Consider the following 24,626-nt stretch of genomic DNA (forward strand, 5'->3'; position numbering starts at 1 on the left):
GTCTTATATCTCGTCAGACCAAAATACTATCATTATTCACACGTTATGATTTTTTTATAAACCCAGAACTCAATAAGTCCCTTACAAATCATTAAATTTGTAACTTATTCAAAAATATGTTAGAAAAAGAAGTAATAAATTTCGAAAAAACGGCTATCGTTGGTATTGTGACTCAAAACCAAAGTGAAGAGAAACTAAACGAATATCTTGACGAATTGGAGTTTTTGACTTTTACCGCAGGAGGCCAAGTGGTGAAACGTTTTTCGCAAAAAATGGAACGCCCTAATCCTAAAACTTTTGTTGGAACGGGAAAAATTGATGAGATTCATCTTTTTGTAAAAGAAAATGATATATCGACTTTGGTATTTGATGATGAATTATCGCCTTCACAGCAAAAAAATATATCTAAAATCATAACAGAATGTAAAATTCTGGACAGAACGCACCTTATCCTGGATATTTTTGCGCAACGTGCCGAAACTTCGTACGCCAGAACGCAGGTAGAATTAGCGCAATGTATCTATATGTTGCCTCGATTATCGGGACTGTGGACACACTTGGAGCGTCAAAAAGGGGGAATTGGAATGCGTGGACCTGGAGAGACAGAGATTGAAACCGACAGACGTATTGTACGTGACCGAATCGCTTTATTGAAAGATAAAATCAAAGCAATCGACAAACAAATGGGAACGCAAAGAGGCAATCGCGGTTCCATGGTACGAGTGGCTTTGGTTGGGTATACTAATGTGGGGAAATCGACTTTGATGAATGCTGTTGGGAAAAGTGACGTTTTTGTAGAGAACAAACTTTTTGCAACATTGGATACGACTGTTCGAAAAGTAGTTATTAAAAACCTGCCTTTCTTGCTTTCGGATACCGTAGGTTTTATCAGGAAATTGCCAACGCAACTGGTTGATTCTTTCAAAAGTACGCTGGATGAGGTTCGCGAAGCGGATTTGTTATTGCACGTAGTTGATATTTCGCATCCGGAGTTCGAAGATCATATTGCATCCGTTAACCAAACATTATCAGATATCAAAGCCAATGACAAACCGGTAATTATGGTTTTCAATAAAATTGATGCTTACAAACCGCTGACTATTGATGAAGATGATTTAATGACCGAAAAAACACCAAGACATTTCACTCTGGAAGAATGGAAAGCAACTTGGATGAGTCGAGTAGGAGAGCAAAATGCGTTGTTCATTTCGGCTACCAACAAAGAAAATTTCGAGGAATTCAGAGAACGCGTTTACGAAGCCGTAAGACAAATTCACATCACCCGTTTTCCGTACAATAAGTTTTTATATCCGGATTATAAAGACGCAGTGGAAAAAGAAGACAAAGACGAAAACGAATAATTTTCAATTTATAGAGTACACAGCAGTCCGTTCGAGCGCAGTCGAGAACAGCGCTAGTGCAGCAACAGAATCCCTTTTGATATTTTCAAGAGGGATTTTTTTGGGCATGTCCCAGCTTCCTCTGCGTTACAGCTGCGTCAGGCTGTACGCTATAATCTCCCGAAGAAAAATCGGGAGGATTTCCGCTTCCATCCTTCATGCGGATTAACGATAACGATAATTTACAAATAAAAAGTCCATTTGATAATTTGTAAGATAATTATTAAAGTGTATATTTGAAAGTAATGCACTACGTATTAGCGCTTATCCACTTAAAATGAGATGTATATGCGCTATTTTGTAGCGGGTATATACTAGTTAGCAGTAATCTTAGCGTAGAAAATAATGAAAAATAAAGAATTTAGTTTCATAATAATATCAAGCTTATTAATTTCTGTATTAAAATATATTTTTGGTGAAGAAATATCAATAAAATATGGCGAGACAGTATTTTTAATATTAATTGCAGTAATACTATTCTCCTTATTTAATTTGACAAGAGAAAGATATAGTAATATGTCGACTTTTTATTTTCTAACATTTATGTTAATTGGCTTACTTCCTTATTTTCATTATCTAAACTATTCTTATGACAAAGAAAACTATAGCTTTAATAATGAATATTTGAATAAAAATATAAAAAACTATAAAGAAGAACTTAAAAATTATAAAGATTCAGTTTTTGTTTTTGAATTAAAGTCAAAATTTCCTAATACAAAGATTAATTTAATTGAAGATAGGAAGCAAAAAATAAAAGAATACACTTTTATTGTTAAATCTATTTCAAAAGACGATGAGAGACCAAATGATAGAAGTAGAGAAAAAGAAGTTGACATTTTTAAAAATAATATCAGAATTGCAACCTTAAAATTAGAATCAGGGAATTTAATCGATGGGGTTAATAAATTTACTAAAGAAATGAATTTATTAAATACTAAAATCCATAATCCAAAACAATTTATTCCATATAACGACATATGGTTAGATTCAGTAACTGGTTTTGTTTTTGGCTTTATAAAACCTTTATCAAAACTATCACAGATAATCAGATTTCTGCAATTAATAACTGCTTATTTTTTATTTCATATGATTTCTAGCTGGCTAAAAATATCTAAAACCTTAAATATATCCGAAATATCTAAATAAAGACTACTGCTAACAGCCACTACACCCCACTAGTGCTCGTTTCTCCTCGTTCTCTGGTGCTCGTCTGCGACGAGTACCTACTTAAATTAAGAGACAAATTATAGCGTTTGCAACGCGGATCGCTAAAACCGGAGTACCTTTAAAACAAGTATACGACTGTTTATAGTAGCGTTTCTTAAAATCGATATTTTCAAAAAAATATGTCTGAGAATTATAAAGTTATCGATAGTACAGTGCCAACTTTTATTACAATAACAGTTGTAGATTGGGTTGATTTATTAGTAAGACCTAATTATTGTAGTATTTTAGACGAATCCTTAAATTATTGTATCAAGGAAAAAGGATTGAGTGTGCATGCTTATGTATATATGACTAGTCATATTCATTTAATTGTAACAGCATTTGATGGTGAATTACAAGGTGTTATTCGGGATTTTAAAAAATTCACCTCAAAAAAACTGATAGAAGCGTTAAAAGAATATCCTGAGAGCAGGCGAGAATGGCTGTTACGGAAATTTAGTTTTGAAGCTCAAAAATCAGGAAGAGCTAAAAATTATAAAGTGTGGCAAGATGGTTTTCATCCGGTTATATTGGATACTTTGGAAAAAATAGAACAGCGTCTAAACTATATTCATTATAATCCTGTTGAAGCCGAAATTGTTTTTCATGAAAGAGATTATGTAAACAGTAGTTATAGAAATTATGAAGAAGACAATACTGTTTTTTGTAATGTAAATGTCGAACCTTTATGGTAATCTGTTTATATTAGTCGCGTTGCAAACGCTTTATTTAGTTTACATAAGTAAGTAGGTACTCGTTGCAAACGAGCACCAGAGTACAGAGACACTACAGAACAAAAAAAAGACCTTTAGAATTTTCTAAAGGTCTTTTTTTATAAAATATATTTTCTTAAAACCCGTAATTAACGCCCAATCCAAATACTTCTCTAACCTGAACGGCTTGAATCGAATTGTCATCATAAATGGCCTGAACGGCTACGTTAGCCGACAAGTATTTGTTGATTTTCATGATGACATTCATTTGGTAATCAATATCAACGTTTTGAGGATTATCTAAATAATTGGAATATAAATTCAATCGGTTTTCTACAGATACATTCGTCATGATATTAAATTTGTAATATCCTGAAATGCTGGCTCCAAATTCAAATCGGGTTGCATCGCCTTGCAATACTCCAAAAGAAGGACCAAGTTCTGTAAAATGAGGATGAACAACAATAAGTTTAGCCGTTGCCGGAGAAAAATTGACACTTAAATTATCACTTTTTTTCCAAAGCATTCCTGGTCCCAATTGGAAATAAGCTGGAGAGAAAAAATGCGAAATTTTCAACATATTTTTATCTAAACCAGTATCCATCTGTGTTTTGAAATTGAAAAACATAGAATAGTACCATTGTCCGTTGGCTTTCTTTCCATAAAGCGAATTTAATTCCAGGCGGTCATCAGTTTTAGCTATTTTTTCATCTCCTTTTATTTTGGTTAAACCATACGCTAGAATCAGTTTGTTATCCCAAACGACATCTCCTTTTTTATAATTGAAGTCATAATTCAGTCCAAAATTCCCCGCCACATTCGATGTTCCACCACCCAACCATTGCTTATTGTAAGCAGATTGATTGAAAAGCAGTGATATGTTTCCTTTTTTGGTCCAATACTTTATCGTGTCTGTTGCTGTTTCTTGTGCTGTAACAGCAAGTATGGTGAAAAGGAATAGGAAAGAAAAAGCTATTTTTTTCATGACTTTATATTTTAAATGCTAACTAAAAGTATAAATTAATGTGAGGTGTTATTCTTTTTTTGGCGCTTTATACAACGGAACGGCAGAACATGCTTCGCCATACATTATACTTCGTGCAAAAGGTTGCAAGTAATGCGCTGCTAATACATAAGCCCGCATTGGAACCGGTTTTCTGGAACATCCTTTTATAATAACAGGTTTATGTTCATATACGGAATAGTCTATTTTTGGTAACAATTCTTCATAGAGTGAAGCGTCTAAATCGGCTATGGTTCCATTGATGATTTTTTTTGCAAACGGTGCTAGTTGAATCGCAACCAAAATGGATGCCCAGGCCGGAACAATAGCATCGGTACTGCAATGAATCGCTACATATTGGTCTTGGTAATGGGACCAGTCGTGATTTTTCAATTCCTCTCTAAAGTCTTTTTCTTTCAATAAAAATCCTTCTAAAAGCCATTGCGAAATATCGATTTGCGCCCGAATTCCGCTTGGATAATAATCTTCGAGATCGAAAACTTCCAGAACACTATTCGCAACTTTATTTATTATTTCTTCCATTTTTGAAGTCTTAAAGTCGAAAGTCGAAAGTCATAAGGTCAACTACTTTGAGACTTTATGACTTTTGACATTAGGACTAATTTAAAGCATTCCCAATTCTAATTTTGCTTCTTCACTCATTAAATCTTTGCTCCACGGTGGGTCAAAAGTGATTTCTACTTCAGCATCTTTTACATTGGTAATTGATTTTACTTTTTCTTCTACTTCTCTTGGTAAACTTTCTGCAACTGGGCAGTTTGGGGAAGTAAGCGTCATCAAGATTTTTACTTCATAATCGGTATTAACCATTACGTCATAAATCAATCCTAATTCGTAGATGTCTACAGGAATCTCCGGATCGTAGATGGTCTTTAATATTTTTACGATTGATTCTCCTAATTCAGTGGTGTCTATTTCTTGTGTCATAATTTTAAATTTTGTTATTTTTTTATTCGTAAGTAACTGATATTAATGTAATTGTATCAAATATAGAAACGATTTCACCAACTCCAAAATCATTATTTGAAAATATAATATCAGGCGTAATTTTAGTATTGTATTTTTTGTCTAAACTAATCACATTCGTTTGAATACCTTTGCTGTTCTGAAAAGTGTAAGTTCCTAAACTTTTATCGGCACTTGTAAAATTGATCTTTTTTAATTGTGAGTCAAACGATTTTGTGTACTTTATTCTTGGATAGTTAGTATGAATTTTTTTTTCATTGTAATCAACAACAACATTGAATTTAAATGGACTATAACTGCTTCCAAAATATTTTTTAAAAATTTCGTTTAAAGTTTTATTCCCTCTCGTGAAAGATAGTTTTGTTTTATTCTTTTTTAAATCATAGGTTCCCTCTATCGTATGTGTTGTATGATATAAATTATTTTCTAGCTTTTTTTTATCTTCGTTATTAAAATTTTTAATTTCAAGAAATCCAATAATTTTTGTTGAATCGGTCGGGCTTATTACTTTTGAAAATTTTAATTTTGGATATTCTACTTTGAGTAATAATGTGTCTGCGTACACTTTGTAATTTTCAATGAAAAAGTTCGATTTTTGCTCATAAACAAATTTTACCTTTGAATATTTTTCCGGTATTACTGTTTGTGAGAAAACAATATTACAGACTAAAATTATCAATGTAAAAAATATTTTTTTCATAAGAATAGCAAAATTAATTCTGCGCATTGAACGCCAAAGCATACATTTTTATATTTTTTATCATAGATACCAATCCATTGGCGCGTGTGGGCGATAAATGTTCTTTCAAGCCTATTTCATCAATAAAACCCATATCAGCTTCCAGAATATCAGACGCTTTTTGATTGGAAAAAGTCCGAATCAATATCGCAATAATTCCTTTGGTCAAAATGGCATCACTATCGGCAGTGAAAACAATTTTATCATCCGTTTGTTCTCCTTGTAGCCACACTTTTGACTGGCAGCCTTTAATCAAATTGTTTTCGGTTTTGAATTCTTCTTTAATTAGTGGTAGTTTTTTGCCTAATTCGATGATGTATTCATAACGCTCCATCCAATCGTCAAACATGGAGAATTCGTCGACTATTTCTTCTTGTATTTCTTTAATTTTCATAGTATGCTGAATTTGTTTCAGTTTTATTCTTTAGCTAATGAAGTTATGGTATTCACGAATTTCTTAATTTCTTTTGGTGGAAACCCATGATCAAAACTATCCGTTTCATACGCTTTGTCTTTGAAGGTAATTTTCAAATTCGCGATAGCTGCACCGTCGTAAAATCGTTTCTCAGTTGGTGCTTTTAATTGGGGTAAACTATCTAATTCCATCGTTTCAAAACAATCTAAAATATCCTTCCATTCAGCATCCGATATTTTTTTTGGTACTGGTTTGTCATTTCCATCTCTGTCCTTAGAAATAGTTACCATCTGATTTTTGACGGTTATTTTTTGATAAAAACCTCTGGTATTGGCGGTGTATTCAATGACAGCAGTTTCAATATCTTGCGCTTTGGCACTATCACAACCGTTGCCCAAAAAAATCGTTAGGAACAATAAAGAAAGTATTTTCATGTGACTTTAATTTTAGTTTTTAAGATAACATAAGTTGCGCTTTTTTGATAGCAGCAACCATGATGTCAATTTCTTCTTTGGTATTATAAAAAGCAAATGACGCTCGTATCGTTCCAGGAATACAAAAGAAAGTCATGATAGGTTGCGCACAATGATGGCCTGTTCGTACCGCTATTCCTAATTTGTCAATTATGGTGCCAATATCATACGGATGAATTCCTTCAATGTTAAACGAAATTACGGAAGTTTTTTCTTTTGACGTACCAAAAATTTTCAAACCTTCAATTTCTAATAAACGTTGCGTTCCATACTCCAGTAATTCTTTTTCTTGCTGTTGAATGTTGTCAAAACCTACTTCGTTCATATAATCAACGGCGGTTCCTAGTGCAATTCCGCCAGCAATGTTTGGTGTTCCTGCTTCAAATTTATGTGGCAATTCTGCATAGGTTGTTTTCTCAAAACTTACTTCTTTGATCATTTCGCCACCACCTTGATACGGTGGTAATTTATTCAGCCAATCTTCTTTTCCGTATAAAATTCCAGTTCCTGTGGGACCACAAATTTTATGTCCTGAAAAAACATAGAAATCACAATCCAAAGCTTGGACATCGGGTTTTAAATGTGGAACTGCTTGCGCTCCATCAATCAAAATTGCTGCTCCAATTTCATGCGCTTTGTCAATCATATATTTAATTGGATTGACCGTTCCAAGAGCATTCGAAATATGATTTACGGTTACGATTTTTGTTTTATCCGAAAGTAATTTGTCATATTCAGACATAATCAATTCTCCATCCTCATTCATTGGAATCACACGCAAAGTCGCTCTCGTTTTCTCACACAACATTTGCCAAGGCACAATATTGCTGTGGTGTTCCAATGCCGAAACCAAAACTTCATCACCGGGTTTTAAAATCGAAGCAAATCCATTGGCAACTAAATTGATTCCGTGTGTTGTTCCCGAAGTGAAAAGCACTTCATGAGCGAATTTCGCATTGATATGATTTTGAAGTTTACCGCGTGAAATTTCGTAAGCATCCGTCGCTAGTTGACTTAACGTGTGAACGCCACGATGAATATTAGCGTTGATTTCCTGATAATATTTTGAAATCGCATCAATTACCACTTGTGGTTTTTGCGAAGTAGCTCCATTATCGAAATAAACCAATGGTTTTCCGTTTACTTTTTGGGAAAGAATAGGGAAGTCGGCTCTAATTTTATTTATGTCTAACATGTGTCTGCTTTTTTTAATGTTTTGTTGGTCTTGAATAAAGCCAATAGTCAACATTTTTTTAGAGAAACTAATCTAAGATTAGCTCATCATTATTTAGAATTTTTCTAAATACAAAAGTAGTGAAATTGGAATTAATTTTTGGCAAACACTTGTTAATAAAACTTGATTTTCTCAATTCAATATCGGTTCAAAAATGTGGTTCTTTTTTATTAAATTGCTTCAAATTAATTCTCTATGAAAAAAATCTTTAAGTTCGTTGGTTTTGCTTCTTTCATCGGAATCTTTTATGTTGGATTCACGACTTATCCAAAATTAGATTTAATTTCTGGCTTTTCAGCCAAAAGTATCGCTTCGGGACATTTTATTGATAATCGTTCGCAAGAAATGATTGAGAAAGGCGACAATGATATCGACATGATTGATTTGGCAAAAAATAAAATTGAAAATGCCGGAAAATTTGCTGTGGCTTCAGTTTACGGTTTGAAAGAACGAAAAGCAATTTACCGTGAAGGTTTAGGAGCGACTTTAATCAACGATGATTTTGATGTTTCAAAACCGTATTTGGTTCCCAAAAGAACAAAGTTGAATAATAATTTACCTTTTCCGTATGGAAATAATGAACCTGAAGACACCATTTTTGCTAACGTTGATTATGCTAAATTGAATGTGGCTGTAGCCAATGCTTTTGATAAAAAAGGAGAATTGAAAAAGAGAACGCGTTCCCTTTTAGTAATTTATAAAGACAAAATCATTGCCGAAAAGTACGATACTGGTTTCGATAAAAACAGTAAAATTTTGGGCTGGTCGATGACAAAAAGTATTACTAGCGCGATGTTTGGAGTTTTAGAAAAACAAGGAAAATTTGATATTGATGCGCCAGCTCCAATTCCTGAATGGGCGAATGATAAACGAAAATTGATAACTACTAGTGATTTACTTCACATGAATTCCGGTTTGGAATGGGAAGAGAAATACGATAAAATTTGCGATGCTACTCAAATGCTTTTTCAAGCCGAGGATATGACGCGTTCCCAACTTGAGAAACCGGCCGAATATAAACCTAACACGCGATGGAATTATTCATCTGGAACGACAAATTTACTTTCAGGGATTTTGCGCAAGCAGTTCAAAACGCATCAAGAATATTTAGATTTTTGGTACACAGATTTAATTGATAAAATAGGAATGAATTCTATGGTAATCGAAACGGATATGGCAGGAAATTATGTAGGTTCATCCTACGGTTGGGCTACAACGAGAGATTGGTCAAAATTTGGCTTGTTGTATTTGCATAAAGGAAACTGGAACGGAGAACAAATTTTCAACGAAAGTTGGACGAAATACACTGCAACTCCTACAAATACATCTAACGGAAGATATGGCGGACACTTTTGGCTCAATGCTGGAGGACATTTTCCCGATGTTCCAAGGGAAATGTACTATTGCAGCGGTTTTCAAGGGCAAATGGTGGCGATTATTCCGTCACTTGATTTAGTAATTGTACGAATGGGGTTGAAAGAAGAATCTAATTTTGATTTTAATGGAATGTTGAGTGGGATAATTGGGAGTTTGAAAAAACAATCATATTAAAAAACCCTGTCAGAGTTCTAAACTCTGACAGGGTTGCTATTATAACTTCTTGATTTGGATTACAAATCAAATCCCAATTTCACCCCTAATTTCGTAGCGATAATTTTGGTAATTCGTTGTTTCAATTCTGGTATTTTGATGTTTTCGATAACGGCATTCGAGAACGCATACATCAATAATGCTTTGGCTTCTTTTTTAGGGATTCCGCGTTGTTGCATGTAGAACATTGCAGTTTCGTCTAATTGTCCAACAGTACAACCGTGAGAGCATTTTACGTCATCGGCAAAAATTTCCAATTGTGGTTTTGCATTTATTGTCGCTTTGTCGCTCAATAAAATATTGTTGCTTTTTTGGAATGCATTTGTTTTTTGTGCGTCTTTCTCCACGTATACTTTTCCGTTGAAAACTCCCGTAGAACGATCCGCATAGATTCCTTTATAATCTTGGAAACTTTCGCAATTTGGAGCCGAATGTTTTACTAAAGTATAATGATCTACGTGTTGTTTTTCGCCAATAATGGTGATTCCGTTTAAAGTGCTTGTCAAGTGTTCTCCAAAGTGATAGAAATTCAAGTTGTTTCTTGTCAAATTTCCTCCAAAAGAGAAAGTGTGAACCGAAACGTGACTTTCTTTTTGTTGAGAAACGTACGTATTGTCAATTAAATTTGCTTCAAGTGTATTGTTTTGAATTTTGTAATAATCAACGATAGCACGTTTTTGAGCAAAAATCTCGGTAACAGAATTCGTTAATACCGGATTTTCATTCAAACTTTGGTGACGCTCGATAATTTGAACATGAGAATTCTCACCAACAATCACCAAGTTTCTTGGCTGAACCAAAAGAGCTGCTTCGTTTCCAGTTGAGAAATACATAATCTCAATCGGTTTATCCGCGACTTTACTTTTTGGAATGTGGATATACGCTCCTTCATTGGCGAAAGCCGTATTTAAAGAAGTCAGACTTTCGTCTTTGTTGGCAATTTGGTTAAAATAAGTATCAATAACCATTTTGTATTTTGGTTTGGTCAATGCCGATGACATCAAGCAAACATCAATTCCTTCGTGTGTTGTTGACGACAAATGCGAACTGAAAACACCATCAATAAACACCACTTTATAGGTGTCTATTTCGTGTAAAAAGTATTTTTTTACCTGATTAAATTCAACTGCATTTTCTTGCTTTGGAAAAACGGTAAAGTCATTTTTTAATATGGCATTTAGCGAAGTGTATTTCCAAGCTTCGTCTTTTTTGGTTGGGAAACCTTTATTTTCAAAGTTTTTTATGGCGGCAGTTCTCACGTCATGAAGTTCAGAGTGAACATCTACACGCTCTTCGAAAGCCATAAAAGACGATAGTAATTTTTCTTTCAATTCCATTTTAATTTAAGTCTTAAAGTCGAAAGTCGAAAGTCGAAAGACTTTGGATTGTCAACGTAACGTTATTTATGAGTTTTTAATCTGAAAGTATTTAAAGTTATATTGAGGTTACCTCTTTATGACTTTAGACTTTATGACTTTGGACTCAGATATTTAATAAAACCACTTAACAATTTTGATATTTCTGTTACTGATTCTAAAAGTTTTTCAAATTCTTCTTTAGTAATATAATCCAAATCAAATGCTAAATATAATTGAGAACGAACTTCTCCAGCGGAAGCTTTTGCAACATATAAAAAGTAAATAAACTCTTTGTCAGTATTTCTCTCAAAACCTTCAGCGATATTTGATGATATAGAAATTGAAGCCCGTCTAATTTGTCTAATGAAATCAAAGTCTTTCTTGAAATTTGTATTTTCAGTAATTAGGTAAATTCTTTTATTAAAAACTCTTGCTTTTTGCCAAGAATTAATTTCTTCGAAAGAATTAAATTTCCCCATTACTTTTTTCTTTTGACTTTATGACCTTCGACTTTAGACTATTTTAATTTTAAGCTTCTTGTTCTTGTTTAATCCAGTCGTATCCTTTTTCTTCTAGTTCGTGTGCTAGTTCTTTTCCTCCGGATTTTACAATTTTTCCGTTGTATAATACGTGAACGAAATCAGGAACGATATAGTCTAATAATCTTTGGTAGTGCGTAATCACTACGATTGCATTTTTGTCACTTTTTAGTTTGTTAACACCATTTGCAACAATACGTAAGGCATCAATATCAAGACCAGAATCGGTTTCATCAAGAATAGCCAATTTTGGTTCTAACATTGCCATTTGGAAAATTTCGTTACGTTTTTTCTCTCCACCAGAAAAACCTTCGTTTAGCGAACGAGACAAAAATTTACGGTCGATTTCTAATAATTCTGATTTTTCACGAATCACTTTTAGCATTTCATTAGCAGGCATTTCTTCCTGACCGTTTGCTTTGCGGGTTTCGTTGATAGCAGTTCTCATGAAGTTGGTAACTGAAACTCCTGGAATTTCCACTGGATATTGGAACGAAAGAAAAACACCTTTATGTGCTCTTTCTTCTGGCGCCAATTCTGAAAGGTCTTCTCCGTCTAAAGATATTTCACCTTCGGTTACTTCGTAGTTTTCGTTTCCTGCAATGATAGACGCCAATGTACTTTTTCCAGCTCCGTTTGGCCCCATTATCGCGTGAATTTCTCCCGCTTTTACTTCAAGGTTAATCCCTTTTAATATTTCTTTATCCCCAATTGAGGCGTGTAAATTTTTTATTGATAACATAAACGTGTTGTTTTTATAAAGTCTTAAAAAGGTTATCCTACAGATCCCTCAAGAGAAATTTCTAATAATTTTTGTGCTTCTACGGCGAATTCCATTGGTAACTTATTCAATACATCTTTACTGAAACCGTTTACGATTAAAGCAATAGCTTTTTCGGTTGGAATTCCACGTTGGTTGCAATAGAAAACTTGATCTTCACCAATTTTACTTGTCGTAGCCTCATGTTCAATTTTAGCCGATGGATTTTTACTTTCGATGTAAGGGAAAGTATGCGCACCACAATTGTTTCCCATTAACAACGAGTCACATTGTGAAAAGTTTCTGGCGTTATCGGCGTTTGGTGAAATTCGTACCAAACCTCTATAACTGTTTTGTGATCTTCCGGCAGAAATTCCTTTAGAAATAATAGTCGATTTAGTGTTTTTACCTAAATGGATCATTTTGGTTCCTGTATCGGCTTGTTGGAAATTATTGGTAACCGCAATCGAATAAAATTCTCCTGTTGAATTGTCTCCTTTTAAAATAACGGAAGGATATTTCCAAGTTATCGCTGAACCGGTCTCTACTTGTGTCCAAGAAATTTTTGCGTTTTTCTCACAGATTCCTCTTTTGGTCACAAAATTATAAACCCCACCTTTTCCTTCTTTGTTTCCAGGATACCAGTTTTGTACGGTTGAATATTTGATTTCGGCATCGTCTAAAGCGATTAGTTCCACTACAGCAGCGTGCAATTGATTTTCATCACGACTTGGAGCAGTACAGCCTTCTAAGTAAGATACATAACTACCTTCGTCAGCAACTAATAATGTTCTTTCGAATTGTCCTGTTCCTGCCTGATTGATTCTAAAATAAGTAGAAAGTTCCATTGGGCAACGAACGCCTTTTGGAATATAACAGAAAGAACCGTCAGAGAAAACTGCTGAATTTAGTGCCGCATAAAAGTTGTCTTTTTGTGGTACAACGGTTCCTAAATATTTACGAACTAATTCTGGATGCTCTTTGATGGCTTCAGAAATACTCATGAAGATAATTCCTTTTTCGCCTAATGTTTTCTTGAATGTTGTTGCTACAGAAACCGAATCGACTACGATATCCATCGCTACATTATTCATCATTTTTTGCTCATCAACAGAAATTCCTAACTTTTTGTACATTTCTAAAAGCTCTGGATCTACATCGTCCAATGTTTTATTAGGATCTACCGTTTTAGGTGCAGAATAATAAGAAATGGCTTGAAAATCAGGTTTGGTATAATGTACATTTGCCCATTCCGGCTCTGTCATTTGCTCCCAAGCGCGAAAAGCCTCCAGACGCCAGTCGGTCATCCATTGAGGTTCTCCTTTTTTGTGCGAAATAGCGCGAACGATATCTTCATTTAAACCAATAGGAAACGTTTCTGATTCTAATTCGGTGTAAAATCCGTATTCGTATTCTTTATTTTCGAGTTCGATTTTTAAATCGTCTTCTGTGTATTTTGACATATTTTTTGTCTTAAAGTTTTAAAGTCTAAAGTTTTAAAGTCATTACAAGTCTTTCGACTTTATGACTTTCGACATTCGACTATAATGAAAATGATTCTCCGCAACCACATGTTCGATTGGCGTTTGGGTTATTGAAAACAAACCCTTTACCATTAATTCCTCCTGAAAATTCTAATATTGTTCCGGCTAAATAAAGGAACGATTTCTTTTCGACAGCAATAGTGATATCGTTGTCTATAAATATTTTATCGTCTTCGTTTTTTGTTTTATCAAATTTTAAATCATAAGACAATCCAGAACATCCGCCGCTTTTTACACCTACTCTTACGTAGTCGTTTGCTGCATCAAAACCATCATCTTGCATTAAATCGATGATTTTTTTTCTTGCTGTGTCAGAAACTTTTATCATAGCTTATATTGATTTTGTCTAAATTAAGCACAAAGATAGTGTATAAAAAGCTTTTTCCATAATCGATAACATTTTTATAACTAATGCAAAAATAGAAAAAAGCTATTTGCGACCAGTAAAAGTGTTTGAATTTCTTAACTTTGATTCCTCTCAAAAAAAAGAAAAAACATGAAATTATATCCTATAGAAACCGGAAATTTTAAATTGGATGGTGGCGCAATGTTTGGTGTAGTGCCAAAAACTATTTGGAACAAAACCAATCCTGCCGATGAAAATAACTTAATTGATATTGCAGCACGCTGTTTATTGATTGAAGACGGTAACCGATTAATTTTGATTGATACCGGAATGGGAAACAAACAGTCTGAGAAATTCTTTGGATATTATTCGCTTTGGGGAACGCATTCGATGGATAAATCGTTGGCTAAGTATGGTTTTCATCGTGATGATGTTACCGATGTTTTTATGACGCATTTGCATTTTGACCATTGTGGTGGAAGCGTACAATGGAATAAAGATAAGACGGGATACGAACCGGCTTTTAAAAATGCTAAATTCTGGTCTAACGAAAATCACTGGGAATGGGCGACAAAACCTAATGCCAGAGAGAAAGCGTCCTTTCTGGCTGAAAATATTTTGCCAATGCAGCAAAGTGGGCAATTAAATTTCATTCAAAGGCCCGAAGGTGATTTTCTTTCAACTTCAGAATTGGGTTTTGGGATCTTCTTTGCAGATGGACATACCGAAAAGCAAATGATTCCGCACATTCAATATAAGGACAAAACAATCGTTTTTTGTGCTGATTTATTGGCGACAGCCGGACACATTCCTATTCCTTATGTAATGGGATATGACACCAGACCTTTATTGACTATGCCAGAAAAAGAAAAATTCATGAATGCTGCGGCTGATAATAATTATTATTTGTTCTTGGAACATGATGCGCACAATGAAATAATAACCGTACAAAAAACCGAGAAAGGCGTTCGCTTAGCAGAAGTGTTTACTTGCGAACAAATCTTAACATAGTGTTAATCACAACGATTTTTGTAACAAAAAAAATTATTTTAGACGAATATTTTAAAATTAACAAAAACATTTTCGATGAATACCATTAAACCTATTTACATTTCTGCTTTTGCTTTTTTAGCATTAGTAGGGTGTGGCGCAGCAAAACAAGTTTCAAATGCTTCTAATTCTGAGTTAGTTACCATTAGCGCACCGCTGAACATTTCAAAAAAGGCACCTATTGCTGAGAACGATTTAAAACGTTGGAGTCATTTAGATATTGTGACGGATACCATTCCTGGAATGAGTGTTGACAAGGCGTATGCTGAATTATTGAAAGGTAAAAAAGGAGTGCCAGTTATTGTTGGAATTGTAGATTCAGGCGTAGATATTGAACACGAGGATTTGAAGTCCGTACTTTGGACTAATACAAAAGAAATTGCTGGAAACGGAATTGATGATGATAAAAACGGATATATCGATGATATTCACGGATGGAATTTTCTTGGAGACAGTACCAAAGAGAATTTGGAATACGAAAGAATCATCAAAAATAAAAGTTTAGTTAATGAAGCTACGTATTTAGAAGCAAAAGCATTGAATGATAAAAAAGTGGCTGATGCTATTGCAGGAAAAACACGTTCAGAGCAAATGTTAGAGACTATTGCTACAAGTGATGCTACATTAGTGAAACATTTTGGTAAACCAGTGTACACTATTGAGGAAGTAAATGCGATTGTTTCGCAAGAACCAGCAACACAAAAAAGTAAAGCGGCTATGCAACAAATGCTTTCTTATGGATTGCCAATAGCGGAGCTAAAAGTCGCGGTACAAAACCAATTAGACGACCAAATTGCTCTTATAAACGGAGATAATCTGAAAACAGATTACCGTAAAGTGGTAGGAGATAATCCAGACGATATTACTGACACAAAATACGGGAACAACAATGTGATGGGGCCAGACAAGAACGAAATTCTTCACGGAACGCACGTTGCCGGAATTGTTGCTCAAACTAGAAACAATACACTTGGCGGAGACGGTGTTGCTAATAACGTTCAAATTCTTACTGTTCGTGCTGTGCCAGATGGTGATGAGTATGATAAAGATATCGCATTAGGAATTCGCTATGCAGTAGACAATGGTGCGAAAGTTATCAACGGAAGTTTTGGAAAAAGTTTTTCTCCACACAAACAATGGGTTTATGATGCGATAAAATATGCGGAGAAAAAAGATGTATTAATTGTTCACGCTGCTGGAAATGATGCGAAAGATATTGATTATGCAGAGAATTTCCCTAACGATTCTGAAGATAAAGTAACCGAGTTTGCGGATAATTTAATCACAATTGGTGCTTTGAATTTTGAATACGGTAATAAAGTGGTGGCTCGTTTTTCTAACATTGGAAAAATTAATGTTGACGTTTTTGCTCCGGGTGTAAAAATCTACGCAACAACTCCAAACAATACTTATAAATATTTACAAGGAACTTCAATGGCTGCACCAAATGCTGCCGGAGTTGCTGCATTAATTCGTTCGTATTACCCAAAATTATCTGCTCAACAAGTAAAACACATCTTAATGGATTCTGGTGTTGCTATTTCAACAGATGTTATTGTAGGAGGAAAAGCAGCTGATACGCGCTCTTTTACTACTTTGTCTAAATCAGGAAAAATAGTAAACGCATACAATGCTTTATTGATGGCTGAAAAAATGTCAAAATAAACACATTAAACTTAATTTTATGGAAGGGCAATTTGTCCTTCCATTTTTATTTCAATCAAATATGAAAAAAATAATTTTATTTTCCTTTTTCTCAATAAGTTTTGGAAGTCTTTTGGCTCAAAACACTTCGTATTGGCAACAAAAGGTCGATTATAAAATGGAGGTATCCATGGATGTAAAAACATACCAATACAAAGGAAAACAGGAATTGGTTTACACCAATAATTCTCCTGATACGTTGAGAAAAGTGTACTATCACTTATTCAATAATGCCTTTCAGCCGGGAAGCGAAATGGATGCTAGAATTCAAAGTATCAAAGATCCAGACGGCAGAATGGTCACTAAAGTAAAAGTGGGCGATAAAGAAGTCAAAGAAAGCCGAATTAAAAATTTGAAACCAAATGAAATTGGTTATTTGCGAATTTCTAATTTCAAACAGGATGGAATAGTAGCTGCTGCAAAAGAGATTGGGACTATTCTTGAAGTGACTTTGGCTCAACCTATTTTACCCAATTCAAAAACTACATTCACATTAGATTTTGATGGTCAGGTTCCCATTCAGATTCGTCGTTCTGGAAGAAATAATGCCGAAGGCGTAGAGTTGTCAATGGCACAATGGTATCCAAAACTAGCCGAATTTGACTTTGAAGGTTGGCACGCAGATCCTTACATTGCCAGAGAATTTCATGGTGTTTGGGGGAATTTTGATGTCAAAATCACGATTGATAAAAACTACGTTTTAGGTGGAACGGGTTATTTGCAAAATAAAAATGAAATTGGTTTTGGTTACCAAGATCAAGGTGTGGTTGTATCTGTACCCAAGAAAACGAAAACATTGACTTGGCATTTTAATGCACCAATGGTTCATGATTTTACTTGGGCTGCTGATAAGGATTATATTCACGATGTGGCGAAAGGGCCTAACGGAGTCGATATTCATTTCTTGTATAAAAACAATCCAAAATATATTGAAAATTGGAAAAACCTTCAGCCCAAAACAGTACAGTTGATGGAGATTTACAACAAAACGGTTGGGGAATATCCGTACAAACAATACTCTGTAATTCAAGGTGGCGATGGCGGAATGGAATATGCCATGTGTACATTGATTTTAGGGCAAGGTACTTTTGACGGCTTGCTTGGCGTAACTGCACACGAAATGGCGCACTCTTGGTTCCAACATGTTTTGGCTTCCAATGAATCCAAACACGGTTGGATGGACGAAGGGTTTACTTCGTTCCTTGAAGATTTTGGACTAAATGAAATTGCCGATAAAAAAGTAGAAAATCCATTTAAGGGAGCGTATTCAGGATATTTTTCAATGGTAAATTCAGGTAAAGAATTACCACAAGGTACGCATGCAGATCGTTTTGACGAAAATAGAGTATATAGCATTACATCGTATAGCAAAGGTGAACTTTTCCTAACTCAATTGATTTATCTAATAGGAAAAGAGAATTTGATGAAAACTTTGAAAAAGTATTACAGCGATTTTAAATTCAAACACCCTACGCCAAATGATATCAAAAGATCAGCTGAGCGAATTTCAGGTGCCAATTTAGATTGGTATTTGACAGATTGGACACAAACGACCAACACTATTGATTACGGCATCAAAGAAGTAGCAGAAAATGCAGGACAAACCAAGGTGGTTTTAGAAAGAATTGGAAGAATGCCAATGCCAATAGATTTGACTGTGGAATATACTGATGGAACATCGGAAAGTTTTTACATTCCGTTGCGCATGATGAGTTTCGAAAAAGAAAACCCTAATCCGGCAGTAAAAAGAACAGTACTTTCTGATTGGGCTTGGGCGTATCCAACGTTTGAATTCAACATTGCGAAACCCAAAGCTTCTATCAAGAAAATAACGATTGATTCAAGTGGATTAATGGCAGATTTGAAAAAGGAGAATAATACATACGAGATAAAATAATCTTTATTTTATGGATATTAAGTACAATCAAACTACTGCATCAATTGAAATCAAAGATGGTTTGAAAAATCATTTTTTTATTGTGAAATTGCTTTTGATTATAACTTTTATAAATGCAGTTTTAAATTTATCCAATCCTCAGGTAGCTTTTGGATTTATGAAATTAATTTGGTTGATTATTGGCATGATTGCTGCTTTTGGGCTTCGAAATTATTTTTTTAGAAAAACGGGTTTAGATAAAATTACAGTAGATCAAATTGTGGGAATCAAAGAGCGTGTTTCATTTAATAAAATTATATATTTTATTCAGCTGAAAAATGGAAAAACAAGAGATCTTTTAGAAGTTAAATCGGAATCACAGTTTAAGGAAGTGAAAAAGCTGCTAGCAGAAATTAGCTCAAAATAAAAAAATGCCGCAAAACATAAATTTTGCGGCATTTTTTATGCTTAGTAGATCTATTTCAAATGCTCAAGCATATCGGTAGTCATGCTTTCCAAATCAAATTTGTGTTTCCATCCCCAGTCTTTTCTGGCCTCAGCGTCATCTATACTTGCTGGCCAGCTGTCGGCTATTTTTTGACGGAAGTCCGGCTCATAAGTAATGGTAAATTCTGGAATGTGTTTCTGGATTTCGGCAGCAATCTCCGTTGGTGTAAAGCTCATGGCCGCTAGATTGTACGACGAATGAATTTTTATTTTGTCAACTGGCGCTTGCATAATTTGGATGGTCGCAGCAATCGCATCGTCCATATACATCATCGGCATTTTAGTTTCCGAGGATAAAAAACATTCGTATGTTTTATCTGAAAGTGCTTTGTGAAAAATATCCACCGCATAATCCGTAGTTCCGCCACCAGGAGGCGATGACCAGCTGATTAAACCTGGATAACGGATGCTTCTTACATCTACACCAAAGATGTTATGGTAGTATTCGCACCATCTTTCGCCAGCTTGTTTGCTGATTCCGTACACCGTTGATGGCTCCATAATCGTGTATTGAGGCGTTTTTTCTTTTGGAGTTGTGGGTCCAAAAACGGCAATACTCGAAGGCCAGAATATTTTTTTTATTTTTCCAGCTTTCGCCAAATTCAAAACATGAAATAAGGAATTCATATTCAAGTCCCAAGCAAATGCAGGGTTTTTCTCGGCTGTAGCTGATAATAAAGCAGCCATTAAGTACACATCGGTGATTTGATGCAATTCTACTAAATGTTCAATTTGATTAAAATCCAACGCATTGATGACTTCAAATGGACCGGAATTCACCACATCAATATTTAGCTTTCGGATATCCGAAGCAATTACATTTTCTGTTCCGTATAGTTGTCGTAATTTTTGGGTAAGCTCCGTTCCTATTTGGCCGCAAGCGCCAATAATCAATATTTTCGTACTCATTTTTTTCTGTTTTGAAAAACAAAGATAACGTTTTCGCAAATAACATAATTTTGATGAAAATGATTATAAAAATCTTAAAATACGCTTTAAAAACATGATAAATTAAGAAATTTATCATGTTTTTACACATAAAAATTAGTGAAGCAATATTAGATTGTTATTCGATTACTGGAATTCATTATTGTAAATTTACTTTGTAACTTTGTGCTTTAATGAAATTAAAAATGAAATACAATTTAGCCGTGTTCTTTTCGCTGATTTTCCTGTTGTTGTCTTGTAAAGATGACAATCAAAAACGCATTGCCGAGAATGAAAAAGAGATGCAAAAAAGAGAAGTCATTTTCAAAAACATAGAGAAAGGTTGGGTTTTATATAATGAGCCAGTAACCGAAGCGGGAGAGAAAAGTATCGCCTCTTGGAACGAATGGAGAATATTCCTTGCAGAATTAGCCGTAAAACCGAAAAAAACGATTGGAGCTTTTCAGCAAAAATCAAAAGCGCTTTCTAAAAAAGTGACGGCTTTGGATGATAATATACCGTATGAATACAACAAACCTCAGATAAGAAGTAGGATTTCGACTTTGATTACTAAAGTTCGATTGTTGGATTTATTCATTCATTTGGATAATATTCCAGATAAAAAAGTGACGTTGTTGGTTTCAGAAATCAACTTAGAATTGGTTTCTTTACAAAGACAAATGGATAAAATTGTCGAGAAAAGTAAAATTCCAATCGAAGAGGGAGAATCTGATCTATTAAAAATGATGGATACCACAAGAGCCATTCCTAATACACCTATAATCGACCCAAATATACCACGCGTTGAGTAAAACAGCCTTATACAATACCTACGATAATTCGCCAAAAACCCAGCAAATTGTTGCTCGTTTAGTAGAAAATAATCAAGTCAAAATGCACTTAACTGGTTTGTTGGGTTCTGCATTTTCATTCGTGATTCGCTCGATTTTCAAGAAATCCGAGCTTCCTTTTTTACTAGTTTTAAACAATAAAGAAGAAGCTGCCTATTATTTGAATGACTTGGAACAAATGATTGGTGAGCAAGACGTTCTGTTTTATCCGGGCTCTTTTCGCCGTCCTTATGAAATTGAAGATACGGATAATGCCAATGTTTTGCTTCGCGCCGAAGTATTAAACCGAATCAATTCCCGCAAGAAACCCGCTGTTATTGTCACCTATCCCGAAGCCTTATTCGAGAAAGTAGTGACCCGAAAAGAATTGGATAAAAACACGTTGAAAGTTGCTGTTGGCGACAAGATTTCTATCGATTTTATAAACGAAGTTTTGTTTGAATACGAGTTCAAAAGAGTCGATTTTATTACAGAACCAGGAGAGTTTTCGGTTCGTGGAGGAATTGTTGATGTGTTTTCATTTTCGAATGATAATCCGTACCGAATCGAGTTTTTTGGAGACGAAGTGGAGAGCATTCGAACCTTTGATGTAGCCACGCAATTGTCTATTGAAACACAAAAAAAGATTACGATAATCCCAAATGTGGAAAACAAAGTTTTTCAGGAAAACCGAGAAAGTTTCTTGGATTATATTTCGGAGAAAACCGTAATTTTTATTCAGAACACCGAAGATTTTTTAGCACAATTAGACAAACAATTTGGCAAAGCCGAAGAAGCTTTCGCAAAATTGTCGCAGGAAATAAAGCGGTCTTCGCCGGAACAATTGTTTTTGAATCAAACGGAATTTATAAAAAGAGCGTTGGATTTTTCGATTGTTGAATTGAGTTCGAAAGCTATTTTTAGAACCACCAAAAAATTTGAATTTCACATTCAGCCACAACCGTCGTTCAATAAACAGTTTGATTTGTTGCTGAATAATCTGAATGAAAATCATTTTAACGGATACAAAAATTACTTATTTTGCTCGAATGACGCCCAAGCGAAACGATTTCATGATATTTTTGAAACGTTGGACGAAGCGAATTCTGAGAATATCCGCAAGCAATATCACACCGTTGTTTTGCCTTTGTACCAAGGATTTATTGACGAAGAAAATCAAATAACCTGTTACACGGACCATCAAATTTTTGAACGCTACCATAAATTCAGCATCAAAAATGGCTATTCGAAAAAACAGAATATTACTCTAAAAGAACTCACGACTTTATCCGTTGGCGATTATGTAACTCACATCGATCACGGAATTGGGCGTTTTGGAGGGTTGCAAAAAATACAAGTCGAAGGCAAAACACAAGAAGCCATCAAGCTCGTTTATGCCGATAATGATATTGTGTATGTGAGTATTCATTCACTGCACAAAATTTCAAAATACAACGGAAAAGACGGAACACCACCCAAAATTTACAAATTGGGGTCGAATGCCTGGAAGATTTTAAAACAAAAAACTAAGGCTAGAGTCAAACATATTGCATTTAATCTGATTCAGTTGTATGCCAAAAGAAGACTCGAAAAAGGATTCCAGTTTGCGCCTGACAGTTATTTGCAAAATGAACTTGAAAGTTCCTTTATTTACGAAGATACACCGGACCAAACCAAATCAACGGCAGAAGTAAAAGCCGATATGGAAAGCGATCGTCCAATGGATCGCTTGGTTTGTGGTGATGTAGGTTTTGGTAAAACGGAAGTTGCCATTCGGGCTGCATTTAAAGCAGTTGACAATAGCAAACAAGTAGCAATTTTGGTTCCTACCACTATTTTAGCCTACCAACATTTTAGAACTTTTACAGAACGATTGAAAGATATGCCGGTTTCAATTGGCTATTTGAATCGTTTTAGAACAGCAAAACAGAAAGCAGAAACACTAAAATTATTAGCCGAAGGAAAACTGGATATTGTCATTGGAACGCACCAGTTGGTCAACAAAAATGTAGTTTTCAAAGACCTTGGATTGCTGATTGTAGATGAGGAGCAAAAATTTGGTGTCAATGTAAAAGATAAACTCAAGACGATTGCTGCTAACGTGGATACATTGACACTAACAGCAACGCCAATCCCAAGAACTTTACAGTTTTCACTGATGGCAGCGCGCGATTTATCAGTAATTACGACGCCTCCGCCAAACAGATATCCTATTGAAACAAATGTAGTAGGTTTTAGTGAAGAGATGATTCGGGACGCGATTTCGTATGAGATTCAGCGAAACGGACAGGTTTTCTTCATCAATAACCGAATCGAAAATATCAAAGAAGTGGCCGGAATGATTCAGCGTTTGGTCCCAAATGCCAGAGTCGGAATTGGTCACGGCCAAATGGATGGTAAGAAACTAGAGGAATTAATGCTCGCTTTCATGAACGGAGAATTTGATGTTTTGGTGGCAACCACCATTATCGAAAGCGGATTAGACGTTCCCAATGCGAATACGATTTTTATCAATAATGCGAATAATTTTGGATTGTCTGATTTGCATCAAATGCGCGGTCGAGTAGGAAGAAGCAACAAGAAAGCGTTTTGTTATTTTATTTGTCCGCCGTATTCAGCCATGACCGATGATGCCAGAAAACGTATTCAAGCTTTGGAACAATTTAGTGAATTGGGAAGCGGATTTAATATTGCGATGAAAGATTTGGAGATTCGTGGTGCCGGAGATTTATTGGGTGGCGAGCAAAGTGGTTTTATCAATGAGATTGGTTTTGATACGTACCAAAAAATCATGAATGAAGCCATTGATGAATTGAAAGAAAATGAATTTAAGGATCTGTATCCCGAAGAAAGTAATATCGAAACGAAAGAATACGTCAAAGATTTGCAAATTGACACTGATTTTGAGTTGTTGTTTTCAGATGAATACATCAATAATGTTTCGGAGCGATTGAGTTTGTACAATGAATTAGGCGCTGTAAAGAATGAAGAAGAATTAATCATTTTCCAAAACAAATTGATTGACCGTTTTGGTCCAATGCCGCCTCGTGCCAAAGCGTTAATGAATAGTATCCGAATCAAATGGATTGCAACCCGTCTTGGAATCGAGAAATTAGTCATGAAACAAGGCAAGATGATTGGGTATTTCATTTCGGATCAACAATCAGATTATTACCAATCCAAACGCTTCAATCAAGTGTTGCAATTTGTACAAAAACATCCTAATTTATGTAAAATGAAAGAAAAGCAAACGCCGGCTGGATTGCGTCTTTTGTTGACTTTTGATAATGTAAAAAATACCAGAACAGCGCTAGAGTTTATGGAGTTGTTGGGAGGGGAATGATTAAAGTTAATTTATGATTTTAAAACCATTTAGAAAATTAAGGTTAAAAGTAGTATTGCTTTGTGGAATTTAATTTTTGAAA

23 protein-coding genes are annotated in these 24,626 nt (G+C 34.8%); 10 read left to right on the forward strand and 13 right to left on the reverse strand.

Annotated features, from left to right (window positions below):
• Nucleotides 1–116: 116 nt before the first annotated feature.
• The 3 genes from hflX to V5J73_RS00415 all read left to right on the forward strand — a co-directional run bounded on the left by hflX (nt 117) and on the right by V5J73_RS00415 (nt 3,301).
• On the forward strand, nt 117–1,361 hold the full coding sequence (hflX, locus tag V5J73_RS00405) for a GTPase HflX (protein ID WP_338646816.1): 1,245 nt from the start codon (nt 117–119) through the stop codon (nt 1,359–1,361).
• A 384-nt stretch (nt 1,362–1,745) separates the two neighbouring features.
• A complete protein-coding gene (locus V5J73_RS00410; RefSeq protein ID WP_338646817.1) occupies nt 1,746–2,546 on the forward strand; it encodes a hypothetical protein in 801 nt (266 codons plus the stop codon).
• A gap of 200 nt (nt 2,547–2,746) precedes the next feature.
• Nucleotides 2,747–3,301, forward strand: a complete 555-nt coding sequence (locus V5J73_RS00415) for an REP-associated tyrosine transposase (protein ID WP_338646818.1) — start codon at nt 2,747–2,749, stop codon at nt 3,299–3,301.
• A 154-nt stretch (nt 3,302–3,455) separates the two neighbouring features.
• On the opposite strand, the gene V5J73_RS00420 is transcribed toward V5J73_RS00415, so the two are convergent.
• The 7 genes from V5J73_RS00420 to V5J73_RS00450 all read right to left on the reverse strand — a co-directional run bounded on the left by V5J73_RS00420 (nt 3,456) and on the right by V5J73_RS00450 (nt 8,131).
• Complete coding sequence (locus V5J73_RS00420) at nt 3,456–4,304, reverse strand: DUF3078 domain-containing protein (protein WP_338646819.1); 849 nt, start codon at nt 4,302–4,304, stop codon at nt 3,456–3,458.
• Nucleotides 4,305–4,352: 48 nt separating this feature from the next.
• Nucleotides 4,353–4,865, reverse strand: a complete 513-nt coding sequence (locus V5J73_RS00425) for a DUF2480 family protein (RefSeq protein ID WP_338646820.1) — start codon at nt 4,863–4,865, stop codon at nt 4,353–4,355.
• 81 nt (nt 4,866–4,946) lie between these two features.
• Nucleotides 4,947–5,270, reverse strand: a complete 324-nt coding sequence (locus V5J73_RS00430; RefSeq protein ID WP_099714049.1) for an SUF system Fe-S cluster assembly protein — start codon at nt 5,268–5,270, stop codon at nt 4,947–4,949.
• A 22-nt stretch (nt 5,271–5,292) separates the two neighbouring features.
• Nucleotides 5,293–6,009: a hypothetical protein gene (locus tag V5J73_RS00435; protein ID WP_338646821.1), complete on the reverse strand. Its 717-nt coding sequence runs from the start codon at nt 6,007–6,009 to the stop codon at nt 5,293–5,295.
• Between the two features lie 13 nt (nt 6,010–6,022).
• Nucleotides 6,023–6,442, reverse strand: a complete 420-nt coding sequence (locus tag V5J73_RS00440; protein ID WP_113636251.1) for a SufE family protein — start codon at nt 6,440–6,442, stop codon at nt 6,023–6,025.
• A gap of 23 nt (nt 6,443–6,465) precedes the next feature.
• A complete protein-coding gene (locus V5J73_RS00445) occupies nt 6,466–6,897 on the reverse strand; it encodes a hypothetical protein (protein ID WP_338646822.1) in 432 nt (143 codons plus the stop codon).
• 19 nt (nt 6,898–6,916) lie between these two features.
• Nucleotides 6,917–8,131 carry an aminotransferase class V-fold PLP-dependent enzyme gene (locus V5J73_RS00450; RefSeq protein ID WP_338646827.1) on the reverse strand — a complete coding sequence of 405 codons (1,215 nt, stop codon included), beginning with the start codon at nt 8,129–8,131 and terminating at the stop codon, nt 6,917–6,919.
• 234 nt (nt 8,132–8,365) lie between these two features.
• Here V5J73_RS00450 and V5J73_RS00455 point away from each other — a divergent pair, with 234 nt between their 5' ends.
• Nucleotides 8,366–9,721, forward strand: coding sequence for a serine hydrolase domain-containing protein (locus V5J73_RS00455; RefSeq protein ID WP_338646828.1), 1,356 nt, complete (start codon nt 8,366–8,368; stop codon nt 9,719–9,721).
• Nucleotides 9,722–9,780: 59 nt separating this feature from the next.
• On the opposite strand, the gene sufD is transcribed toward V5J73_RS00455, so the two are convergent.
• The 5 genes from sufD to V5J73_RS00480 form a co-directional block, all read right to left on the reverse strand.
• Nucleotides 9,781–11,097 (reverse strand): Fe-S cluster assembly protein SufD, encoded by a 1,317-nt coding sequence (gene sufD / locus V5J73_RS00460; protein ID WP_338646830.1) that lies wholly within the window; start codon nt 11,095–11,097, stop codon nt 9,781–9,783.
• 131 nt (nt 11,098–11,228) lie between these two features.
• Nucleotides 11,229–11,597: a four helix bundle protein gene (locus tag V5J73_RS00465; RefSeq protein ID WP_338646831.1), complete on the reverse strand. Its 369-nt coding sequence runs from the start codon at nt 11,595–11,597 to the stop codon at nt 11,229–11,231.
• Between the two features lie 49 nt (nt 11,598–11,646).
• Entirely contained in the window at nt 11,647–12,399 is a 753-nt protein-coding gene (gene sufC, locus V5J73_RS00470; protein ID WP_099714056.1) for a Fe-S cluster assembly ATPase SufC, read from the reverse strand.
• Between the two features lie 32 nt (nt 12,400–12,431).
• Nucleotides 12,432–13,880, reverse strand: a complete 1,449-nt coding sequence (sufB, locus tag V5J73_RS00475) for a Fe-S cluster assembly protein SufB (protein WP_338646834.1) — start codon at nt 13,878–13,880, stop codon at nt 12,432–12,434.
• Nucleotides 13,881–13,959: 79 nt separating this feature from the next.
• Nucleotides 13,960–14,289 (reverse strand): HesB/IscA family protein, encoded by a 330-nt coding sequence (locus V5J73_RS00480; RefSeq protein WP_338646836.1) that lies wholly within the window; start codon nt 14,287–14,289, stop codon nt 13,960–13,962.
• A gap of 168 nt (nt 14,290–14,457) precedes the next feature.
• On the opposite strand from V5J73_RS00480, the gene V5J73_RS00485 reads away from it, so the two are divergent.
• The 4 genes from V5J73_RS00485 to V5J73_RS00500 all read left to right on the forward strand — a co-directional run bounded on the left by V5J73_RS00485 (nt 14,458) and on the right by V5J73_RS00500 (nt 19,364).
• Nucleotides 14,458–15,318, forward strand: coding sequence for an MBL fold metallo-hydrolase (locus V5J73_RS00485; RefSeq protein WP_338646837.1), 861 nt, complete (start codon nt 14,458–14,460; stop codon nt 15,316–15,318).
• Nucleotides 15,319–15,393: 75 nt separating this feature from the next.
• Entirely contained in the window at nt 15,394–17,022 is a 1,629-nt protein-coding gene (locus V5J73_RS00490; RefSeq protein WP_338646838.1) for a S8 family peptidase, read from the forward strand.
• A 61-nt stretch (nt 17,023–17,083) separates the two neighbouring features.
• Nucleotides 17,084–18,958 (forward strand): M1 family metallopeptidase, encoded by a 1,875-nt coding sequence (locus tag V5J73_RS00495; RefSeq protein ID WP_338646839.1) that lies wholly within the window; start codon nt 17,084–17,086, stop codon nt 18,956–18,958.
• A 10-nt stretch (nt 18,959–18,968) separates the two neighbouring features.
• Nucleotides 18,969–19,364: a hypothetical protein gene (locus tag V5J73_RS00500; protein ID WP_338646840.1), complete on the forward strand. Its 396-nt coding sequence runs from the start codon at nt 18,969–18,971 to the stop codon at nt 19,362–19,364.
• Between the two features lie 50 nt (nt 19,365–19,414).
• On the opposite strand, the gene V5J73_RS00505 is transcribed toward V5J73_RS00500, so the two are convergent.
• The gene (locus V5J73_RS00505) at nt 19,415–20,353 is read right to left on the reverse strand and encodes an L-threonine 3-dehydrogenase (RefSeq protein WP_338646842.1); all 939 of its coding nucleotides are present in this window, start codon (nt 20,351–20,353) and stop codon (nt 19,415–19,417) included.
• A 224-nt stretch (nt 20,354–20,577) separates the two neighbouring features.
• Between V5J73_RS00505 and V5J73_RS00510 the strand changes: the two genes are divergently transcribed.
• Together V5J73_RS00510 and mfd are read left to right on the forward strand one after the other, a co-directional pair.
• On the forward strand, nt 20,578–21,183 hold the full coding sequence (locus tag V5J73_RS00510) for a hypothetical protein (RefSeq protein ID WP_338646844.1): 606 nt from the start codon (nt 20,578–20,580) through the stop codon (nt 21,181–21,183).
• Nucleotides 21,176–24,544: a transcription-repair coupling factor gene (gene mfd / locus V5J73_RS00515; RefSeq protein ID WP_338646846.1), complete on the forward strand. Its 3,369-nt coding sequence runs from the start codon at nt 21,176–21,178 to the stop codon at nt 24,542–24,544. The genes V5J73_RS00510 and mfd overlap by 8 nt, the downstream gene beginning before the upstream one ends.
• Nucleotides 24,545–24,626 lie beyond the last annotated feature (82 nt).

This window comes from Flavobacterium sp. KS-LB2, from assembly GCF_036895565.1.
Classification (GTDB): domain Bacteria; phylum Bacteroidota; class Bacteroidia; order Flavobacteriales; family Flavobacteriaceae; genus Flavobacterium.

Coding starts and splice junctions, on each gene's coding strand:
- hflX (WP_338646816.1), top strand. CDS start 117: ATGTTAGAAAAAGAAGTAATAAATTTCGAAAAAACGGCTATCGTTGGT.
- V5J73_RS00410 (WP_338646817.1), top strand. CDS start 1,746: ATGAAAAATAAAGAATTTAGTTTCATAATAATATCAAGCTTATTAATT.
- V5J73_RS00415 (WP_338646818.1), top strand. CDS start 2,747: ATGTCTGAGAATTATAAAGTTATCGATAGTACAGTGCCAACTTTTATT.
- V5J73_RS00420 (WP_338646819.1), bottom strand. CDS start 4,304: ATGAAAAAAATAGCTTTTTCTTTCCTATTCCTTTTCACCATACTTGCT.
- V5J73_RS00425 (WP_338646820.1), bottom strand. CDS start 4,865: ATGGAAGAAATAATAAATAAAGTTGCGAATAGTGTTCTGGAAGTTTTC.
- V5J73_RS00430 (WP_099714049.1), bottom strand. CDS start 5,270: ATGACACAAGAAATAGACACCACTGAATTAGGAGAATCAATCGTAAAA.
- V5J73_RS00435 (WP_338646821.1), bottom strand. CDS start 6,009: ATGAAAAAAATATTTTTTACATTGATAATTTTAGTCTGTAATATTGTT.
- V5J73_RS00440 (WP_113636251.1), bottom strand. CDS start 6,442: ATGAAAATTAAAGAAATACAAGAAGAAATAGTCGACGAATTCTCCATG.
- V5J73_RS00445 (WP_338646822.1), bottom strand. CDS start 6,897: ATGAAAATACTTTCTTTATTGTTCCTAACGATTTTTTTGGGCAACGGT.
- V5J73_RS00450 (WP_338646827.1), bottom strand. CDS start 8,131: ATGTTAGACATAAATAAAATTAGAGCCGACTTCCCTATTCTTTCCCAA.
- V5J73_RS00455 (WP_338646828.1), top strand. CDS start 8,366: ATGAAAAAAATCTTTAAGTTCGTTGGTTTTGCTTCTTTCATCGGAATC.
- sufD (WP_338646830.1), bottom strand. CDS start 11,097: ATGGAATTGAAAGAAAAATTACTATCGTCTTTTATGGCTTTCGAAGAG.
- V5J73_RS00465 (WP_338646831.1), bottom strand. CDS start 11,597: ATGGGGAAATTTAATTCTTTCGAAGAAATTAATTCTTGGCAAAAAGCA.
- sufC (WP_099714056.1), bottom strand. CDS start 12,399: ATGTTATCAATAAAAAATTTACACGCCTCAATTGGGGATAAAGAAATA.
- sufB (WP_338646834.1), bottom strand. CDS start 13,880: ATGTCAAAATACACAGAAGACGATTTAAAAATCGAACTCGAAAATAAA.
- V5J73_RS00480 (WP_338646836.1), bottom strand. CDS start 14,289: ATGATAAAAGTTTCTGACACAGCAAGAAAAAAAATCATCGATTTAATG.
- V5J73_RS00485 (WP_338646837.1), top strand. CDS start 14,458: ATGAAATTATATCCTATAGAAACCGGAAATTTTAAATTGGATGGTGGC.
- V5J73_RS00490 (WP_338646838.1), top strand. CDS start 15,394: ATGAATACCATTAAACCTATTTACATTTCTGCTTTTGCTTTTTTAGCA.
- V5J73_RS00495 (WP_338646839.1), top strand. CDS start 17,084: ATGAAAAAAATAATTTTATTTTCCTTTTTCTCAATAAGTTTTGGAAGT.
- V5J73_RS00500 (WP_338646840.1), top strand. CDS start 18,969: ATGGATATTAAGTACAATCAAACTACTGCATCAATTGAAATCAAAGAT.
- V5J73_RS00505 (WP_338646842.1), bottom strand. CDS start 20,353: ATGAGTACGAAAATATTGATTATTGGCGCTTGCGGCCAAATAGGAACG.
- V5J73_RS00510 (WP_338646844.1), top strand. CDS start 20,578: ATGAAATACAATTTAGCCGTGTTCTTTTCGCTGATTTTCCTGTTGTTG.